Below are 17,826 nucleotides of genomic sequence, written 5' to 3' on the forward strand. Positions count from 1 at the left end.
AAGGAACGGCTGAGAAGTGGCCGAGGCAGCGAAGAAGACGGCGGGGCAGGGGGGAACGGGCAAGCCCATCCCTTTTGATAAGCTGTGGGCGCAGGAGGGCGAGCGCGGCGTCTCCGAGCCGGCGCTGACCGTCGATGTCGAAGGCTTCGAGGGGCCGCTCGACCTGCTTCTGCATCTGGCGCGCAACCAGAAGGTCGATCTGGCGCGCATTTCCGTCCTGGCGCTGGCGGAGCAGTATCTCACCTTCGTCGAGCGGGTGCGGCGTATGCGGCTGGAGCTTGCGGCCGACTATCTGGTGATGGCGGCCTGGCTCGCCTATCTGAAGTCGCGCCTCCTGATCCCCCAGCAGAAAGACGACGAAGAGCCCTCCGGCGAGGAAATGGCCGCGCTGCTGCAGTTCCGCCTGAAGCGGCTGGAGGCCATGCGCGACGCGGCCGCCCGCCTCGTCAACCGCAACCGGCTGGGGCGCGACGTCTTGGCCCGCGGCATGCCCGAGCCGGTGGTCGTTCAGAAAAAGAGCGACTATTCGGCAACCCTCTACGACCTCCTGACCGCCTATGCCGGCCAGCGCCAGCGCCGCGCCATCACCAACGTGCAGATCGCCAAGCGCGGCGTGTGGTCGTTGAAGCAGGCGCGCGACATCCTCACCCGCATGGTCGGCGAACTCTCCGATTGGACCGCGCTCGACCGCTTCCTGATCGCCTATCTGACGCGGCCGGAGGATCGGAAGACGGCGGTTGCCAGCACCTTCGCCGCGAGCCTGGAATTGGTGCGCGAAGGGGCATTGGAAATCCGCCAGCACGAGCCCTTCGCACCGCTCTACATGCGAAACGGGCCCAAGCGGCCGCTAAACAACCGGGAAATGCCATGAACGAGAGCGCGAACGTGGTTCCATTCCGCGCCGAGGACAACGGGTCGGCGGAGGACGCGCGGCAGCGGCCGGCGGGCGGCATCGCCTTCGCCGAGGCCAAGCGCATGGCCGAAGCTTTGGTCTTCGCAAGCGCTGAGCCCGTGCCTTCCAAGGCGCTGGCCGAGCGGCTGCCGGACGGCACCGACATCGCGGCGGTCATGGAGGAACTGAAAAGCGACTATACGCGCCGCGGCGTCAATCTCGTGCGCGTGGACGACTGCTGGGCCTTCCGCACTGCCGGCGACCTCGCGTTCCTGATGAGCCGCCAGTCGACGCAGCAGAAGAAATTATCGCGCGCCGCCCTCGAGATGCTGGCCGTCATCGCCTATCACCAGCCGGTCACGCGCGCCGAGATCGAGGAGATCCGCGGCGTGGAGACCTCCAAGGGCACGCTCGACATCCTTCTGGAGACCGGCTGGGTGCGCATGCGCGGGCGCCGCCGCACGCCCGGCAGGCCCGTCACCTACGGCACGACAACCGATTTTCTCGACCATTTCGGCCTCGAAGAACTGCGCGATCTGCCTGGGCTCGACGAATTGAGGGGGGCGGGGCTGCTTTCTTCCCGCATGCCCACGAACTTCTCCGTGCCGCAGCCGCCGGCCGACGCGGATATGCTCGGCGAGGACGAGGATCCGCTCACCGATATCGACCTTGAAGAGCTCGGCCTGTTGACACCGCGTGTCGAGGGTGATTGACCGCTTCCGGCGCACGGAAAGCGCCGGAAGGATGAGAACGCCATAACGATGAGCGAGACGGACGAAAAGCCGGCGCGGGTGACCGCCGGGGTGACCTTCGCCGCCCGCCTGGCGTTCGAAAAGGTCAGCCACCGCTTCGCGCCGGACCAGATCACACTCGATGACGTGACGCTGACCGCCGAGCCGGGCGAGGTCTTGTGTCTCCTGGGGCCGTCGGGCTCCGGCAAGACGACGCTTCTGCGGATTGCCGCCGGCATCGAGACCCAGAGCTCCGGCCGCGTGCTCCTCAACGACCGGGAGATTGCCGGGCCCAACGTCTTCCTGCCGCCCGAGCAGCGCTCCATCGGCCTCGTCTTCCAGGATTTCGCGCTCTTTCCGCATCTCACCATTCTCGACAACGTGCGCTTTGGCCTCACGGCGCTGTCGCGCGAGGAGGCTAGGAGCGAGGCGATGATCGCGCTCAGGAGGGTAGGGCTGGAGGGCTATGCCGGGGCCTATCCGCATGTGCTTTCGGGCGGCGAGCAGCAGCGCGTGGCGCTCGCCCGGGCGCTTGCCCCGCGCCCCGCGGTGCTTTTGATGGACGAGCCGTTCTCCGGCCTCGATTCCAGGCTCAAGGACACGGTGCGGGCCGAGACGCTCGCCATCCTGCGCCAGAGCCGGGCGACGGCAATCGTGGTGACCCACGATGCGGAAGAGGCAATGCGGCTCGGCGACCGCATCGCGCTCCTGCGGGCCGGGCGGCTGGTGCAGGTGGGAACGGCCGAGGAACTCTACCTGAGGCCGGCCGATCTCTTCGTCGCCGGCTTCTTCTCCGAGCTCAACCTTTTCGAGGCGCGAATGGCGAACGGGGCGGCCGATACGCCGCTCGGCCGGTTTGCCGCGCCGGATCTGGCCGACGGGACGCCGGTGACGGTGGCCATCCGGCTTTCCGGGTTCGAGGTGGGCGAGGAAGGGCAGGGCGTGCCGGCGCGGATCATCTCCAGGCGCTTTCTCGGCGTGGTGATGCTTCTCGAACTGGCGGTCGAGGGGAGCGAGGATCACGTGCGCGCCCGCATCCGCCGCAGCCAGCTCGCACCCGGTGTGCGCGACATATCGCTCAACGTGCGCCCCAGCGACGTTCTAGTGTTTGAAAGACGGCGCGAAAGCGCATAAATCAGAACGACAACTGAACTTCAGGCAAAAGAGATCATAATCATGGGTTCCCTATCGATCTGGCACTGGCTCATCGTGCTTGTGGTGGTTCTGCTCCTGTTCGGCCGCGGCAAGATCCCCGAGCTGATGGGCGACATGGCAAAGGGCATCAAGAGCTTCAAGAAAGGCATGTCCGACGACGAAGCCGAAGAGGCCAAGACCGTCGAGCACCAGGCCAACGAGCCGGTGAAGAACGCCAAGGAAAAGGCGAGCAAGTCCTGACGCTGACCTTGGCGCCAGCCGCCGTATCCTTGGAAACGACCGATGTTTGACTTGGGATGGCCTGAACTTCTTGTCATCGCGATCGTGCTGATCGTCGTCGTCGGGCCGAAGGATCTGCCCGGCGTCCTGCGCGGCTTCGGCCGCACGACGACCAAGCTGCGCGCGATGGCAGGCGACTTCCGCAAGCAGTTCGATGAGGCGCTGCGGGAGGCCGAGCTCGAGGACGTGAAGGGCCTTGTCGACAATGCGCGAAAGCTCGACCCGCGCGGCGAGATCAAGAAGCATCTCAGCCCCCTCGAAAAGGCGGGGCGTGACGTCCGAAGCGGGCTTGACGAGGCGATGAAACCGAAGGCAACTCCGGCGGCTGCCGAGGCGAAGCCCGCCGTGCCGGCGAGCGAGAAGCCTGCACCCGCCGAGCCCACGGTGGCCAAGTCTACTGCGGCCAAGCCCGCCGCGGTCAAGCCCAAGACGGCGAAACGCACCGCCAAGCCTGCGACGAAAGCCACCGCGACGAAGAAGGCGCCGAGCGCCAAACCCACCGCCAGGCGGGCAGAGGCCAAGCCCGCCGCGCGCGGGAAGAAGACAACGGGAACCGCGTCGTGAGCGCCAAAGAAGACGACGATATCGATAAGTCATCAGCGCCGCTGATGGAGCACCTGATCGAGCTGCGCTCGCGTCTCATGTGGGCGATCGCCGCCTTCTTCGTCGCGTTTCTCGTCTGCTTCTTCTTCGCCAAGGGCATTTTCAACCTCCTGGTCATCCCCTTCCAGTGGGCGAGCGAGTGGGCGGGCCTCGATTCGCAGAAGGTCGACCTCATCTACACCGCGCCGCAGGAGTTCTTCTTCACGCAGATCAAGCTCGCCATGTTCGGCGGGCTGGTGCTGGCCTTCCCGGTGATCGCCATGCAGGTCTACAAGTTCGTGGCGCCGGGCCTCTACCGCAACGAAAGGCGGGCCTTCCTGCCCTTCCTCGTCGCCTCGCCCATCCTGTTCCTGATCGGCGGCAGCCTGGTCTATTTCTTCTTCATGCCCATGGTCATGTGGTTCTTCCTGTCCATGCAGCAGGTGGGGCCGGGCAACGAGGTGCAGATTTCGCTTTTGCCGCGCGTTTCCGAATATCTCGGCCTCATCATGACGCTGATCCTGTCCTTCGGCCTGGTCTTCCAGCTGCCCGTGGTCACGACGCTGATGGCGCGGGTGGGGCTCCTGACAGCGCAAGGCCTGGTCGACAAGCGCAAATACGCCATCGTCGCCGCCTTCGTGGTCGCCGCGGTGCTCACCCCGCCCGACCCGGTGAGCCAGATCGGTCTCGCGGTTCCCACCATCCTTCTCTACGAGATCGCCATCTGGAGCGCCCGGATGGTGGAGCGCAGACGCGAGAGGGAAGAGGCGGAAAAAGAGAAGGCCGAAGCCTCGGCCGAGGGCAAGGCCAACCCCGCCGAATAGAAGAGCGCGCTGGCGAGGCGCCCCTCTCTTGCAAATTCTAAGACTTAGCCTTCGGCTAAATCTAAGAATTTGCAAGAGAGGGGGCCGACAACCGTGCCACGCCAGCCCATCCCACCACCCCACCGCACCTTCGCCCGCACCATGCGCGCCGACGCGACCAAGCCCGAAACCCTCCTCTGGCAAGCCCTCCGCAACAAGCAGCTCGAAGGCCTGAAGTTCAAGCGCCAGGTACCGCTTAACGGCACCATCCTCGATTTCGTCTGCTTCGAGGCGCGGCTGATCGTCGAGGTGGACGGTGGCCAGCATGCCGAATCCGCGCCGGATGCCGAACGCGACAGACGCTTCGAGGACGAAGGCTTCAAGACCCTGCGCTTCTGGAACGACGAGGTAGCGAGGAACCTCGACGGCGTATGCCTGACGATCCTGCACGAGGCGCAGGGGCGGCTGGGCGACGGGTAGGCTGGCGAGGCGCCCCCTCTCTTGCAAATTCTAAGACTTGGCATTCGCTAAGCCCAAGAATTTGCTTTCTCCCCCACCAAGGGGGAGATAGGCGCGTTGCACGACCGCCTGTGCCAATCTCCGACGTTGGCGAGTGGCAAGAGCATCGGCGCCGCCGCTATCTCCCCCTTGGTGGGGGAGAAAGCGATTTCTTAGGTTTAGCGAAGCTAAGCCTTAGAAATCGCAAGAGAGGGGGTCCCGCCATCCACCCCCCACACCACCGGCGCACATTCCCGCCCTCGCTCATCTCCACCTGGTCGAACACCCGGCTCCTCTCCTTCAGTTCCTCCGCCAGCGGCGGCAGCCGCCGCTGCATGTCTGTCAGCACCTGTCAGGAATGTTTTCCTATACCCATTCACGCCCCTCCCGACCCGTGCGATAATCCGCCACTTGGACGAAAGGAGGCGGCCATGGACGGAACTGCGGCAATCGAGCGGGATCGCGTGGCGCTGAAGCGCATCGTGGCTTCCCTCGTGGCCATGGCCGGGCTTGCCGTGGGGCCTCATCCCGAGGCGCGGGCCGAGGGCGAGCCGCCAAAGACCCTGCCCCGCCATCTCTGGCGCGCCATCCTCCGCCTGCTGCGCCCGACTGAGGCCGCCGCGCGGCGGCTGGTCATCGCCGCCGCACGCGGTCTCACCGTCTGTCTGCCGCCCCCGCGCAAACAGAGGCCCGCAAGCCCGGCGCCGCTCCTGCGCAGCCTCGGCATCGCCGTGATGGCCTCGCCCGCGGACCTCTCCGCCATAGCGCGCAGAGCGAGGGCGGAAGCCAGGCGCGCCGCCGCCCCCGCCCGTCCGCGAAGCGTGAGCCTGCCGCTCTTCGACCCGCTGCGGCTTTCTCTGAGCCCTGAGCTTGCCGAAGGGGGCCGCGGCCGCCATGGGCCCGCGCACGCCGTCCCGCGCATCCTGTTTCCCGGCCTCATCGAGCCGTCTCCCCTCCCGCGGCCGCCATCGCGCGACGATCCCGTCAGCGCCGCGCGTCTTGGCCAGCGGCTGGCGGCACTCGCCGCCGCCCTTGACGATCTGCCGGGGCAGGCCAGGCGCTTTGCCCGCTGGAAGGCGCGCCGCGATCTGGGGCTTACGCGCCGCACCGCACCGCTGCGCGGCGGCCGGCCGCCCGGCGGCCGGCTGTCCCGCTTCGACCCGTCCGACGTCCGCGACGCCGCAGGCGCGCGAGGACAAAAAGCACCCCGCAACGTCCGCGAGGTCGACGAGATCCTGGCGCACGCCCATTCGCTGGCCCTGTACGCGCTGGAGAGCCCCGATACCTCATGACACGGGCGGCACGGACCGGCTTTCGGCGGAGCATTTCAACAAGCTTGGAGATGGGGTAATCGGCCTTGCCGGTTGCCCATGGAGGCATTGGGTATGGAAAGGAGCAGCTGCGGTGAAACCGATCGCACGCTCCGGATGTCCCCGCGCGCTCATCCGAGTTCGCAGCTCGGAGGGCGCCTCAACGCCCTTGCGTCATCCTCGATTGCGGTTTACCCCCTCTGCGTCTTCTCCGGCGGCACTTGCCGGAAAGAGCGCCAAGGGGCGCTGCCCGACCAGTCACAGGAATCGTTCACGCCATGCTCGACATAAGATGGATTCGCGAGAACCCCGAAGCCCTCGTGCTCGCGCTCAAAAAGCGCGGTCAGGCGGAGGCCGAGGCGCGCTCTACGGTCGAGAAGGTGATCGCCGCCGACGAGGCCCGCCGCACGCACCTCACGAAGCTGCAGGAAGCCCAGGAACGCCGCAACGCCGCCTCCAAGGAGATCGGCAAGGCAATGGGCACGGGCGATCAGGCGCTGGCCGAGAAGCTGAAGGCCGAGGTGGCGGAGCTGAAAAGTTTCGTGCAGGACGGCGAGGCGAAGGAGCGCGAGCTTGACGCAAGCCTGCGCGATCAACTCGCCAGCATCCCCAACGTGCCGCTCGACGACGTGCCGGAGGGCGCGGACGAGAGCGACAATGTCGAAGTGCGCCGCGTCGGAGACCCGAAGCGCGCCAATTCCTCGAAGGAGCACTTCGAGCTAGGCGAAGCGCTGGGGATGATGGATTTCGAGCGCGCCGCGAAGCTCTCGGGGTCGCGTTTCACCATCCTTTCGGGTGGGCTCGCCCGCCTCGAACGCGCCCTCGGCCAGTTCATGCTCGACCTGCACACGACCGAACACGGCTACACGGAGGTGCAGCCGCCGCTTTTGGTGCGCGATGAGGCGATGTTTGGGACCGGGCAGTTACCGAAGTTTAAGGAAGATCTCTTTCCAACGCCTGCGGGCACGTGGCCGGAGAAATACCTATATGAGGCGATCAAGGGGACTCTCGATGCCTTTGACTCAGCACAGACAATTGATCTGGAGCGTGTGAAGCGAGCCACGTCTAGTAGCTGGTCTCATGCGCTTCGTGATCTAAGGAACACAAGGCGCTGGATGATCCCCACCGCCGAAGTCCCCCTCACCAACCTCGTCCGCGAGGAAATCCTCGACGCCGAAAAACTCCCTCTCCGCTACACCGCGCTCACCCCCTGCTTCCGTTCCGAGGCCGGCTCGGCGGGCAAGGATACGCGCGGCATGCTGCGCCAGCATCAGTTCTACAAGGTGGAGCTTGTGTCGATCACCGACGCCGAATCCTCACTCCAGGAGCACGAGCGCATGACCGAATGCGCCGAGACGGTGCTGAAGAAGCTCGGCCTTCCCTTCCGCACCGTCGTCTTGTGCACCGGCGACATGGGCTTCGGCGCTCAGAAGACCTATGACATCGAAGTCTGGCTGCCCGGCCAGAACGCCTACCGCGAAATCTCCTCCTGCTCGGTCTGCGGCGATTTTCAAGCGCGCCGCATGAACGCGCGCTATCGTGCGGCCGGCGGGAAGCAGACGCAGTTCGTCCACACGCTTAACGGCTCGGGCGTGGCGACGGGCCGCGCCCTCATCGCCGTCATGGAAAATTACCAGAACGAGGACGGTAGCATTAGCATTCCTGAAATCCTCCAGCCCTATATGGGAGGGATGACACGGATCGAGGCTGTGAGAGGCTAGCGTTGCGCATTCTTCTGACGAACGACGACGGCATCCACGCCGAAGGGCTCCAAGTGCTGGAGCGCATCGCCCGCACGCTGTCGGACGACGTGTGGGTGGTGGCGCCGGAGACGGACCAGTCGGGCTTCGCGCATTCGCTGTCGCTGTCCGAACCGCTCCGGATACGCAAGATCGACGACCGGCACTATGCGCTGCGCGGCACGCCGACCGATTGCGTCATCATGGGCGTGCGCAAGGTGATGGATGCCCCGCCGGACCTGATCCTGTCTGGTGTCAACAACGGCACCAATCTCGCCGACGACGTCACCTATTCCGGCACCGTCGCGGGCGCCATGGAGGGCACGCTGCTCGGCATCCGCGCGATCGCGCTCAGCCAGGCCTACGATTTCGCCGAGGATATCCGCTATATCCCGTGGGACACGACCGAGGCCGTTGCGCCGCCGCTCCTGAAGAAGCTGGTCGCCACCGATCTGCCCAAGGGCGTGTTCCTCAACGTCAATTTCCCCAACTGTCCGCCCGAGGAGGTGAAGGGCACCATCGTCACCTCCCAGGGCAAGCTCGTGCACGGGCTGTGGATCGACGAGCGCAAGGACGGTAGGGGCTTTCCCTATTACTGGCTGCGTTTCGGCCGCAAGGAGGAGGAAGTGCGCAAGGGAAGCGACCAGGCCGCCGTGCGCGACGGCTATATCTCCGTCACGCCGCTGCATCTCGATCTCACCGCGCACGAGGTGCGCGAACGGCTTTCGAAGGCGCTTGCGTGACGGCAATGGACGACGAACGCGAGGGCTTTGCCGCATTCATGCTGCGCTGCCGTCAACGCGGCATCGCCTCGAACGCGCTTTTTTCGGCGATGGAGGCGACGCCACGCGCCGGCTTCGTGCCCGCCGAATGGCAGAAATGGACGTGGTCGAACCGCACGGTGCCCATCGAGTGCGGCGAGACGCTGGAGGCCTGCGACCTGCAGGCGACCGTGATCGACGCGCTGGAACTCCAGCCGGGCGTGCGCGTCCTGGAGATCGGCACGGGGTCCGGCTATACGGCCGCGGTGATGGCTAAGCTGGCGGAGCGTGTCCTGACCGTCGACCGCTACAAGACGCTGGTCGAACAGGCGCATCTGCGCCACGAGGCATTCGGCCTCGAAAATATCATCGCTCGTCAGGAGGATGGCCTGAACGGCGTCGCCGACGGTCCCTTCGACCGCATCGTCGTATGGGCCGCCTTCGAGGAGCCGCCGCGCCGCTTCGTCGATCTTCTGACCAGCGGGGGTATCATGGTGGCGCCCGTCGGCCCGGCCGAGGATGTGCAGGTGATGGCCAGGTTCCAGAAGATCGGCAGCCGTTTCGAGCGCGCCGACCTCGAACCCGTGCGCCTGCAGCCGCTGATCAAGGGCGTTGCCGAAGCCCTTTAGCGGATTAACCGGCCAGTAACATTAACGCGCTTTAATCATCCCTGTTTCGAGTAACGGGATAAGTGCGGGTAGTATCCATGCGTTTCGGCATCACAGGACAACATCGAAGCACTCTGGCACGAGGCGCGGCTGTCCTCGTGGTGGGTGGTATCGCCGCCGGCTGCACCTCGGGCGCCGCCAGCCTGAACGACGGCCTCGTCACCAATTCCACCAGCAGCAACGCTCCGGTCATGGTGGCCCAGGCGGATCAGCCTTACCCCGGCGATGCGCAGTCCGGCCGGCGGCAGCAGCCCCGTTACGGAAGGATCGTCCGCCCGCAGGTGCCGGTGGGCGGCGCAATGCAGAGCAGCAGCGCGCCGGCAGCACTTCCCAGCCCTTCCTCGCCGGTCTACTCCGCGCCGGCCGCAAGCCAGCCAACCGTGTCTTCCCAGCCGTTGCCCCCGCCGGCAAGCGCGCAGAGCTCCGCGCCCGCCGCCGCCAGCCCGCAGCAGGCGCGCGGCGAGCAGCAGCCCGCTCCCACTCCGCCGCAGCCGGCCAGCCAGGCGGCGGTGCTGCCGCAAGCACCGAAACCGCAGGACAAGAGCCGCGGCCAGACCGGCAACACGTCGCCATTGGCCGGCGGTGCCTACACGGTGGCCTCCGGCGACACGCTCTACGGCATCTCCCGCAAGACCGGCGCCAGCGTTGAAAGCATCAAGCGGGCCAACGGTCTTTCCAGCGGCGTCATTCAGATCGGCCAGAAGCTGACCATTCCATCCGCCGGCGCGACGGTGGCAAATGCGGCGCCGGCGAAGCCTGAGCAGCCGAAGGCGGCCGATCCGGTCACCACGGCCTCTGCATCCCCAGCCAAGAAAGAGCCGGAGAAATCCCAGGTCTCCACCTACACGCCGCCTACCGACGATAAGGCGGCGAAGGAGGACGAATCCACCGAAGTTGCCGCGCTGACGCCCGATTCCACCGGCGTCGGCCGCCTGCGCTGGCCGGTACGCGGCCGCGTCGTCTCGAATTTCAGCGGCGGCAGCAGCGACGGCATCGATATCGCCGTGCCCGAGGGCACCTCCGTGCGGGCGGCGGAAAACGGCGTCGTCATCTATTCCGGCGACGGGCTGAAGGGTTTTGGCAACACCGTCCTGGTGCGCCACGAGGATGGGTTGGTGACCGTCTACGGCCACGCCTCGGGCCTGAAGGTAAAGCGCGGCGACAACGTCAAGCGCGGCCAGGAGATCGCGCTCTCGGGCATGAGCGGCGAGGCCGACAGTCCCAAGCTGCATTTCGAGGTGCGCCAGGGCACCAGCCCGGTCGACCCGATGGGCTATCTCGAATAGGAGGGCGGGGCATGCCGCCCCGTCAGTCCTTGAGGTTCCTTCCCAGCCGGCCGGCCAGGTCCTGGATGAATTGCCAGGCGACACGGCCCGAGCGGCTGCCGCGGGTGGTCGCCCATTCCAGAGCTTCCGCGCGCAGCGCTTCAGCCTCGATCGGCAGCGCGTGGTAATGCGCGTAGCTCTCGATCATGGCGAGATATTCGTCCTGCGAGCATTTGTGGAAGCCGAGCCACAGGCCGAACCGGTCCGACAGGGATACCTTCTCCTCCACCGCTTCGGACGGGTTGATGGCCGTCGAGCGCTCGTTCTCGATCATGTCGCGCGGCAGGAGGTGGCGACGGTTCGATGTGGCATAGAGGATGACGTTGTCCGGGCGTCCCTCCACACCGCCCTCAAGCGCCGCCTTCAGCGATTTGTAAGACGTGTCGTCCCGGTCGAACGACAGGTCGTCGCAGAACAGGATGAAGCGGTGCGCATCCGCCTTCACCAGGGCCATGAGCCTGGGCAGGCCTTCGATGTCCTCGCGGTGGATCTCGATAAGCTTCAGGGGGGCGGCACCCTTCTTCCGCGTCCGGTTGACCTCGGCGTGCACCGCCTTGACCAGCGACGACTTGCCCATGCCGCGCGCACCCCACAGAAGGGCGTTGTTGGCCGGCAGGCCGGCGGCAAAACGCCGCGTGTTGTCGGTGAGGATGTCGCGCACCCGGTCGACGCCGTGCATGAGCGACAGGTCGACGCGGTTGACCTTGCCAACCGGCATCAGCGATCCGCTCTCGGCCTGCCAGACGAAGCAGTCGGCTTCCTCGAAGCGCGGTTCGCTCGTGCGGGCAGGGGCCATGCGGGAGATGACGTCGATCAGCCGGTCCAGCTTCTGGTTCAGCGCTTCGAGGGTCTTTTCGCTCATGATCACTCTTCGAGCCGCGGTCGGTTCACATGTCAGTACCGTACGGTACGGTTCTGTCACAGCCGCCCGTGATTTGCAAGCTTGGCGCCGCGTGACAGCAAAGCGGGGAGAGCGGCCGCGGACAGTTGCAAACGGGGTGCGAACATCTATATTCCCGCGCGAGCTTGACGGGCGGGCATTTCCGGCCCTTTCCGCATTTTCTAGGAGTTTTTCATGCTTGTAACACCGGCTTATGCCCAGGCGGGCGCAGGAGCACCCGACATTTTCGTCAGCATCCTGCCGTTCGTGCTGATTTTCGTGATCATGTATTTCCTTATCATCAGGCCGCAGCGCCAGCAGATGAAGAGGCGCACCGAGATGTTGGCGGCAGTGCGCCGGGGCGACACGGTGGTCACCGGCGGTGGGCTTGTCGGGAAGGTGACCAAGGTCATCGGCGACAACGAGCTCGAGGTGGATCTGGGCGGCGGCGTCAAGGTGACGGCGGTGCGCGCCATGCTCGCCGAGGTGCGGGTCAAGGGCGAGCCGGCGGCACCTGAGAAGACCGCCAAGAAATAGCCCTATTGCAGGCGGAAGGCCGGGCCTGAGCCCGAACGAAAAGAGGCAGCATGTTACATTTCCCGCGCTGGCAGACGTTTCTCATTTGGCTGGCCGTGGCGCTCGGCGTTGCCTACGCTGCCCCGAACATCCTTCCGCAATCCTACTTCTCCCCGCTGCCGGGCTGGGCGCCCTCGCGGCCCATGACGCTGGGGCTCGACCTGCAGGGCGGCTCGCACATCCTGCTGCAGATCGACCGTGGTGAGTTGATCGCCGAGCGTCTGACGAGCACCCGCGACGACGTGCGCCGGCTCCTGCGCGGCGAACGCATCGGCTATACCGGCCTGTCCGCCTCCGGGCGGGCCGTGCAGGTGCGCGTCCGCGATGCAAGCGAGGTGGAAGCGGCCAGAGAGGCGCTGGACGAGTTGGTGCAGCCCGTCGCCTCCGGCCTGTTCGGCTCCGGCACGGTCAGCGAATTGACGATGACGGAACCGGAGCCCGGCCTTCTGCGGCTGGAGCTGACGGAGGAGGGGATCAGCTACCGTCTGGCCACTGCGCTCGAGCAGTCGATCGAAGTGATCGGCCGCCGCGTCAACGAACTGGGCACCACTGAGCCCGTCATTCAGCGCCAGGGCGATGACAGGGTGCTCGTCCAGGTGCCGGGCCTCGACGACCCCGAGCGCCTCAAGGACATCCTCGGCCAAACGGCCAAGATGACGTTCCAGATGGTGGACCAGTCGGTGCCCGTCCAGGAGGCGATCCAGGGCAGGCCGCCGGCCGGCACGACGGTGATGTACTCGATGGACGATCCGCCCGTGCCATACCTCATCGAGGACCGCGTCATCGTTTCGGGCGAGAGCCTCGTCGACGCTCAGGCCACCTTCGACCAGCGCACCAACGAGCCCGTCGTCTCCTTCCGGTTCGACACCAGGGGCGCCACCCGTTTCGGGCAGGCAACCCAGGAGAATGTCGGTCGCCTCTTCGCCATCATCCTCGACGGGCAGGTGATCTCGGCACCGCAGATCCGCGAGCCGATCCTTGGCGGCAGCGGCCAGATATCCGGCAACTTCACTGTCCAGACCGCCAACGACCTTGCCGTGCTTCTACGCGCCGGCGCATTGCCGGCGACGCTCACCGTGATCGAGGAGCGCACGGTGGGCCCCGGGCTCGGGCAGGACTCCATCGATGCCGGCAAGATCGCCTCGATCATCGGCGCGGCGCTTGTCGTCGTTTTCATGATCGCCGCCTACGGGCTGCTCGGCATCTTCGCCGTTGTCGCGCTCGTGGCGAATATCTGCATGATCGTGGCCATCCTCTCCGGCTTGGGCGCGACCCTGACGCTGCCCGGCATTGCCGGCATCGTGCTGACGATGGGGATGGCGGTCGATTCCAATGTGCTCGTCTTCGAGCGCATACGCGAGGAACGGGCGGCCGGCCGGTCGATCATCCAGGCGGTGGATTCCGGCTTCTCGAAGGCGCTGGGTACCATCGTGGATGCCAACGTCACCACGCTGATCGCCGCCGTCATCCTTTTTTATCTCGGCACGGGTCCGGTGCGCGGCTTCGCCGTGACGCTGGCCATCGGTATCGTCACGACCGTTTTCTCCGCCTATACGCTGACGCGCTGGATGGTGGCCGAGTGGGTAAAGCGGCAAAGGCCCAAGGCGCTGCCGCGCATGCCGCTTCAAGTCGTGCCGACGGAGACGAGCGTCGGCTTCATGTGGCTGCGCCGCCTTACCTTCACGTTGTCGGCGGCGGCATCCATCGCCGCGCTCGCGCTCTTCGTCACCGTCGACATGAACTACGGCATAGACTTCAAGGGCGGCTCGAGCATCGAGGTTCAGGCGCACGAGGGCAATGCCGACCTTGCCGATATCCGCAGCCGCCTCTCCGGCCTCAATCTCGGCGAGGTGCAGGTGCAGGAGTTCGGCGACCCGCGCGAGGTGCTGATCCGCGTCCAGGCGCAGGACAGCGGCGAAAATGCCGAGCAGAGCGTCATCACCAAGGTGAGAAGCGAACTTGAGAGCGACTATACCTTCCGCCGCGTCGAGGTGGTGGGGCCGACGGTCTCCGGTGAACTTGCACGTGCCGGCACCATCGCCGTTCTGGTGTCGTTGCTGGCGATCCTGATCTACATCTGGCTGCGCTTCGAGTGGCAGTTCGCCGTGGGCGCGATTTTGGCGACGCTGCACGACGTCATCATGACGATCGGCTTCTTCGTCATCACCGGCATCGAGTTCAACCTCACGAGCATTGCAGCCATCCTGACAATCGTCGGCTATTCGCTGAACGACACGGTGGTGGTCTATGACCGCGTGCGCGAGAATTTGAGGCGCTTCAAGAAGATGCCTCTGCCGCAGTTGCTCGACCTGTCGATGAACCAGATGCTGTCGCGCACGCTCATGACCTCCGTGACGACGCTTCTGGCGCTGGTGGCGCTTTATGCCTTCGGTGGCGAGGTCATCCGCTCCTTCACCGCGGCCATGATCTTCGGCGTCGTCATCGGCACCTACTCGTCGATCTTCATCGCCGGTCCGCTGCTCATTCTGTTCAGGATGCGGCCCTCGGTGGCGGAGCCCGGCCCGAAGGAAGAGAAGAGCGTCGACGAGGTGGCGGCAAAGGGATGAGTGGTGGAATGCAGATCCGCGCGGCCCACTTTCCAGGCCGCGCCGCGATCGATGCCTATGGCAATGGCGGTTTCCGCTTTGCCGAGATGTCGCATCGCGGCTCGATCCTGTGTCTTCCCTCCGGCATTCACGGCTGGTCGGCGGCGGACGCTGCGGCGCTGGGCGAAGAGGATTTCGCCCGGCCGCTGGCGGAGGCCGACGCCATCGAAATCCTGCTGGTGGGAACGGGCAGGACGCTCCTGTCTCTGCCTCCCGCGCTTCGCTTGAGGCTGAAGGGAGCGGGAATGGCCGTCGAGACCATGGCCACCGGGGCGGCGGTGCGCACCTTCAACGTGCTTCTGGCGGAAGAGCGCGCGGTCGCCGCGGCACTGATCGCCGTCGATTGATATGGGCCCGGCCGAAACCGAGGCGCTTGCGATCGTCCGCCAGGCCGATCCCGACCGGTATCTCGCCACCCTTTACGCACCGGCGGCGCGGCGCGGCGCGCTCTTTTCGCTCCACGCCTTCAATGCTGAAATCGCGGCGGTGCGCGACCGCGTCAGCCAGCCGCTTCCCGGCGAGGTGCGCCTGCAGTGGTGGCGCGACGTGCTGGCGGCCGGCGATCCGGAGGCGGCGGGCGGCCACCCTGTAGCGGCCGCTCTTCTCAATACGGTGCGCACCCATCGCCTGCCGGTCGCCGCCTTCCAGAACATGCTGGAAGCGCGCATCTTCGACCTCTACGACGACCCCATGCCGAGCCGTACGGACCTTGAAGGCTATTGCGGCGAGACGGCATCGGCGCTGATCCAGCTCTGCGCTCTCGTGCTCGACGCCGATGCGGCGGAACGGACGGCGGCGCTCGCCGGCCACGCCGGCTGCGCGCAGGCGATCGCCGGCCTTCTGCGGCTCTTACCGATCCACCGCCGCCGCGGGCAGTGCTATATCCCGCTCGACATGCTGCAGGCGGCCGGCATCACGCGTGAGGCGCTGGTTGCCGGCGAAGACCGTGAGGGCGCGGCGCGGGCGGTGGCAGCCATGGCAGCGCTCGGGCGCGAGCATCTGGCGGCTTTCCGCGAGGGCGCGGGAGCGCTGCCCGGCTCGCTCCGCCCGGCCTATCTGCCCGTAGCGCTTGCCGGGGCTTATCTCGGCCGCATCGAAAGCGGTACCGTCGATCCGCTGGAAGACGTTGCCGCCATCTCTCCCCTATACCGCCACTGGCTGCTTTTGAGCCACGCCATGCGCGGCTGGTAGGGAAGGCGCGCCCCATTTCCGCCTCGCTTTTTTGCTTAAGCACTGTTTTCTTTTAATCTTTTGTGGGCGACGGGAGTTTTTGATATGACAGAATTGGCCGATATGAGGGACGCCGACACAGGTTGGCGCGCTGTATTTCTAGAGATGTTGACTGGCGTTCGCGCCGCTACCCTGCGCTTTCCGGTAACGATAATCCTGCTCCTGGCGGCGGCGTTGCAGGCGAATTTGCTGATCGAGGATATCCGTCTTTTCGGCACCGTGGGGGAGGATCTCGTCCTCGGCCTCATGGGCGGGGCGGTGGCGGCGCTGGCTCTGGCGCTGTCGGGCGAGGCGCGCGGGCACTCGGCCGCGACAAGGGGCGTGGCAAGCCTCGTGGCGGGCCTGGCCGCGGCCACCGCCCTCACGCTGCACGAATGGTTTTTGGTGGGGCCGCCCCTTGTAGCGGCCCTTCTCGGCCTCGTGCTGGTGGCGCCCTTCGTGTGGCGCGGCAGCGGTGGCTCCTTCTGGATGTTTTCCGCGCGCGCGGCGTTTGCCGCCTTGCTCGGCCTTCTGGCGCTCCTGCTCCTTGCCGGCGGCATTTCGGCGATCCTGGCAAGCCTCACCTATCTGTTCGGCCTTCCCGTGCCGGACGATCTCTACCAGCATGTCTGGGCCTCCGCCGGCCTTTTCGCCGCCCCGCTTTTCGCGATGGGGCAGTTGCCCGACCGGTTCGACGAGCAACCGGGCGTGGCGGCGAGCGGCTTCATGGACCGCGGCATGCGCGCGCTGGGCGACTTCCTCGCCGCGCCGCTTCTCATCCTCTATGCGGTGATTCTGCACCTTTACGCATTGAGGATCGTCATCACCGGCGAGGTGCCGCAGGGTCAGATCGGCTGGCTCGTACTCGCCTATGGGGTCTGCCTGTTCGGCGCGCTCATTCTGTGCAATCCCTTCTTCGGCCGGGCGCGCGCGCCGACGCGGCTTTTCCTGCGCTTCTGGCCGTTCTGCCTTCCCGTCCCGCTCATCCTTTTATTCTACGCGCTGGCCCTGCGGGTGAATGCGTATGGCGTGACGCCGGAGCGCTATCTGCTCGGCCTTTTCGGCGCGGTGGCGGCGGTCCTGCTCGTCTTGCAACTTTTCCCGCGCCTGCGCGGCGACATCCGTGTGATCGCTGGTGTGCCGGTCGTGGCCCTTATCCTGGCGGGCTTCGGGCCCCAGGGCGCGCTGGGGCTATCGCTCAGGAGCCAGACCACCCGCTTTCTCGAGATCGTCGGGAACCCCCCGGTGGAGGGCGCGCGCCATGAAGAGGCGCTTGGGGCGTTGGCCTTCCTCGAAAGCCAAAAGGCGCTCTCGCGCGTGGCGCCGGAGGGAACGGACATTTCGCCCGACGCAGACAATGCCTATACGGAGACAGCCAAGGCGTGGGGCCTCGACCCCTCGCGCCGCTTTTCAGGCCCACGCGGCTTTTCGTTCGATATCGGGCCCGAGATCGCGGTCTTCACCGTGAAGGGCTTCGACACGATGATCCAGAACGTTAGCGTCTCCGTCGAAAGCAAGTCTCCGGTTTCCGCGCGCTTGCCCTCGGGGCGCGAGGTCTCTTTCACCTTGGAAGAGAATGCGCTTGTCGTGACGGCGGGCGAGGAGACCGTGCGCTTTCCCATCTCCGGGCAGGATATCGAAGGCATGGCGCAGATCGACGGCACCGGCGAGCCGGTGGAGATTCCCGTCGATGCGGATGGCCGCAGGATAATGCTGATGCCGAACTATATTTATGCCGATCTCGGCGATCCGCCGCGACTGACCAGTTTTCAGGGGGCAATCCTGCTGCGGTCGGAGGACTGGCGGTAGGCG

General features: G+C 66.1%; 17 protein-coding genes and 2 pseudogenes. 18 read left to right on the top strand and 1 reads right to left on the bottom strand.

The window, feature by feature from the left end:
- Positions 1-16: 16 nt before the first annotated feature.
- The 13 genes and pseudogenes from GPJ75_RS23610 (at position 17) to GPJ75_RS23665 (ending at position 10,704) form a co-directional block, all read left to right on the top strand.
- On the top strand, positions 17-871 hold the full coding sequence (locus GPJ75_RS23610; RefSeq protein WP_163271992.1) for a segregation and condensation protein A: 855 nt from the start codon (positions 17-19) through the stop codon (positions 869-871).
- Positions 868-1,605 (top strand): SMC-Scp complex subunit ScpB, encoded by a 738-nt coding sequence (gene scpB, locus GPJ75_RS23615; protein ID WP_163271994.1) that lies wholly within the window; start codon positions 868-870, stop codon positions 1,603-1,605. Before GPJ75_RS23610 ends, scpB begins: the two co-directional genes overlap by 4 nt.
- Positions 1,606-1,653: 48 nt before the next feature.
- Positions 1,654-2,757: an ABC transporter ATP-binding protein gene (locus GPJ75_RS23620; protein WP_163271996.1), complete on the top strand. Its 1,104-nt coding sequence runs from the start codon at positions 1,654-1,656 to the stop codon at positions 2,755-2,757.
- Between the two features lie 42 nt (positions 2,758-2,799).
- Positions 2,800-3,018, top strand: coding sequence for a twin-arginine translocase TatA/TatE family subunit (locus tag GPJ75_RS23625; protein ID WP_163271998.1), 219 nt, complete (start codon positions 2,800-2,802; stop codon positions 3,016-3,018).
- A gap of 42 nt (positions 3,019-3,060) precedes the next feature.
- Positions 3,061-3,621 carry a Sec-independent protein translocase protein TatB gene (gene tatB / locus GPJ75_RS23630; RefSeq protein ID WP_163272000.1) on the top strand — a complete coding sequence of 187 codons (561 nt, stop codon included), beginning with the start codon at positions 3,061-3,063 and terminating at the stop codon, positions 3,619-3,621.
- A 44-nt stretch (positions 3,622-3,665) separates the two neighbouring features.
- The gene (gene tatC / locus GPJ75_RS23635; protein WP_163272073.1) at positions 3,666-4,463 is read left to right on the top strand and encodes a twin-arginine translocase subunit TatC; all 798 of its coding nucleotides are present in this window, start codon (positions 3,666-3,668) and stop codon (positions 4,461-4,463) included.
- Between the two features lie 93 nt (positions 4,464-4,556).
- A complete protein-coding gene (locus GPJ75_RS23640) occupies positions 4,557-4,922 on the top strand; it encodes an endonuclease domain-containing protein (RefSeq protein ID WP_163272002.1) in 366 nt (121 codons plus the stop codon).
- Between the two features lie 449 nt (positions 4,923-5,371).
- On the top strand, positions 5,372-6,232 hold the full coding sequence (locus GPJ75_RS23645; protein WP_163272005.1) for a hypothetical protein: 861 nt from the start codon (positions 5,372-5,374) through the stop codon (positions 6,230-6,232).
- Between the two features lie 296 nt (positions 6,233-6,528).
- Positions 6,529-7,215: pseudogene (locus tag GPJ75_RS27680) on the top strand (serine--tRNA ligase); the annotation flags it as partial.
- A gap of 132 nt (positions 7,216-7,347) precedes the next feature.
- A pseudogene (gene serS, locus GPJ75_RS27685) lies at positions 7,348-7,971 on the top strand (serine--tRNA ligase); the annotation flags it as partial.
- Between the two features lie 2 nt (positions 7,972-7,973).
- Positions 7,974-8,732, top strand: a complete 759-nt coding sequence (gene surE / locus GPJ75_RS23655; RefSeq protein WP_163272009.1) for a 5'/3'-nucleotidase SurE — start codon at positions 7,974-7,976, stop codon at positions 8,730-8,732.
- Between the two features lie 5 nt (positions 8,733-8,737).
- A complete protein-coding gene (locus GPJ75_RS23660; protein ID WP_163272011.1) occupies positions 8,738-9,379 on the top strand; it encodes a protein-L-isoaspartate(D-aspartate) O-methyltransferase in 642 nt (213 codons plus the stop codon).
- A 77-nt stretch (positions 9,380-9,456) separates the two neighbouring features.
- The gene (locus GPJ75_RS23665) at positions 9,457-10,704 is read left to right on the top strand and encodes a M23 family metallopeptidase (protein WP_163272013.1); all 1,248 of its coding nucleotides are present in this window, start codon (positions 9,457-9,459) and stop codon (positions 10,702-10,704) included.
- A gap of 22 nt (positions 10,705-10,726) precedes the next feature.
- On the opposite strand, the gene GPJ75_RS23670 is transcribed toward GPJ75_RS23665, so the two are convergent.
- On the bottom strand, positions 10,727-11,605 hold the full coding sequence (locus tag GPJ75_RS23670) for an ATP-binding protein (RefSeq protein ID WP_163272015.1): 879 nt from the start codon (positions 11,603-11,605) through the stop codon (positions 10,727-10,729).
- Positions 11,606-11,818: 213 nt separating this feature from the next.
- On the opposite strand from GPJ75_RS23670, the gene yajC reads away from it, so the two are divergent.
- From yajC to GPJ75_RS23695, 5 genes are all read left to right on the top strand, one after another.
- Positions 11,819-12,160, top strand: coding sequence for a preprotein translocase subunit YajC (gene yajC, locus GPJ75_RS23675; RefSeq protein ID WP_163272017.1), 342 nt, complete (start codon positions 11,819-11,821; stop codon positions 12,158-12,160).
- A 50-nt stretch (positions 12,161-12,210) separates the two neighbouring features.
- A complete protein-coding gene (secDF, locus tag GPJ75_RS23680) occupies positions 12,211-14,766 on the top strand; it encodes a protein translocase subunit SecDF (RefSeq protein WP_163272019.1) in 2,556 nt (851 codons plus the stop codon).
- Complete coding sequence (locus tag GPJ75_RS23685; RefSeq protein WP_163272021.1) at positions 14,763-15,152, top strand: Mth938-like domain-containing protein; 390 nt, start codon at positions 14,763-14,765, stop codon at positions 15,150-15,152. Before secDF ends, GPJ75_RS23685 begins: the two co-directional genes overlap by 4 nt.
- 1 nt (position 15,153) lies before the next feature.
- Positions 15,154-15,996, top strand: coding sequence for a phytoene/squalene synthase family protein (locus tag GPJ75_RS23690; RefSeq protein WP_163272023.1), 843 nt, complete (start codon positions 15,154-15,156; stop codon positions 15,994-15,996).
- Positions 15,997-16,080: 84 nt separating this feature from the next.
- Positions 16,081-17,823 (top strand): DUF4153 domain-containing protein, encoded by a 1,743-nt coding sequence (locus GPJ75_RS23695; RefSeq protein ID WP_163272025.1) that lies wholly within the window; start codon positions 16,081-16,083, stop codon positions 17,821-17,823.
- Positions 17,824-17,826 lie beyond the last annotated feature (3 nt).

It is taken from the genome of Chelativorans alearensis (genome assembly GCF_010993735.1).
GTDB lineage: Bacteria > Pseudomonadota > Alphaproteobacteria > Rhizobiales > Rhizobiaceae > Chelativorans > Chelativorans alearense.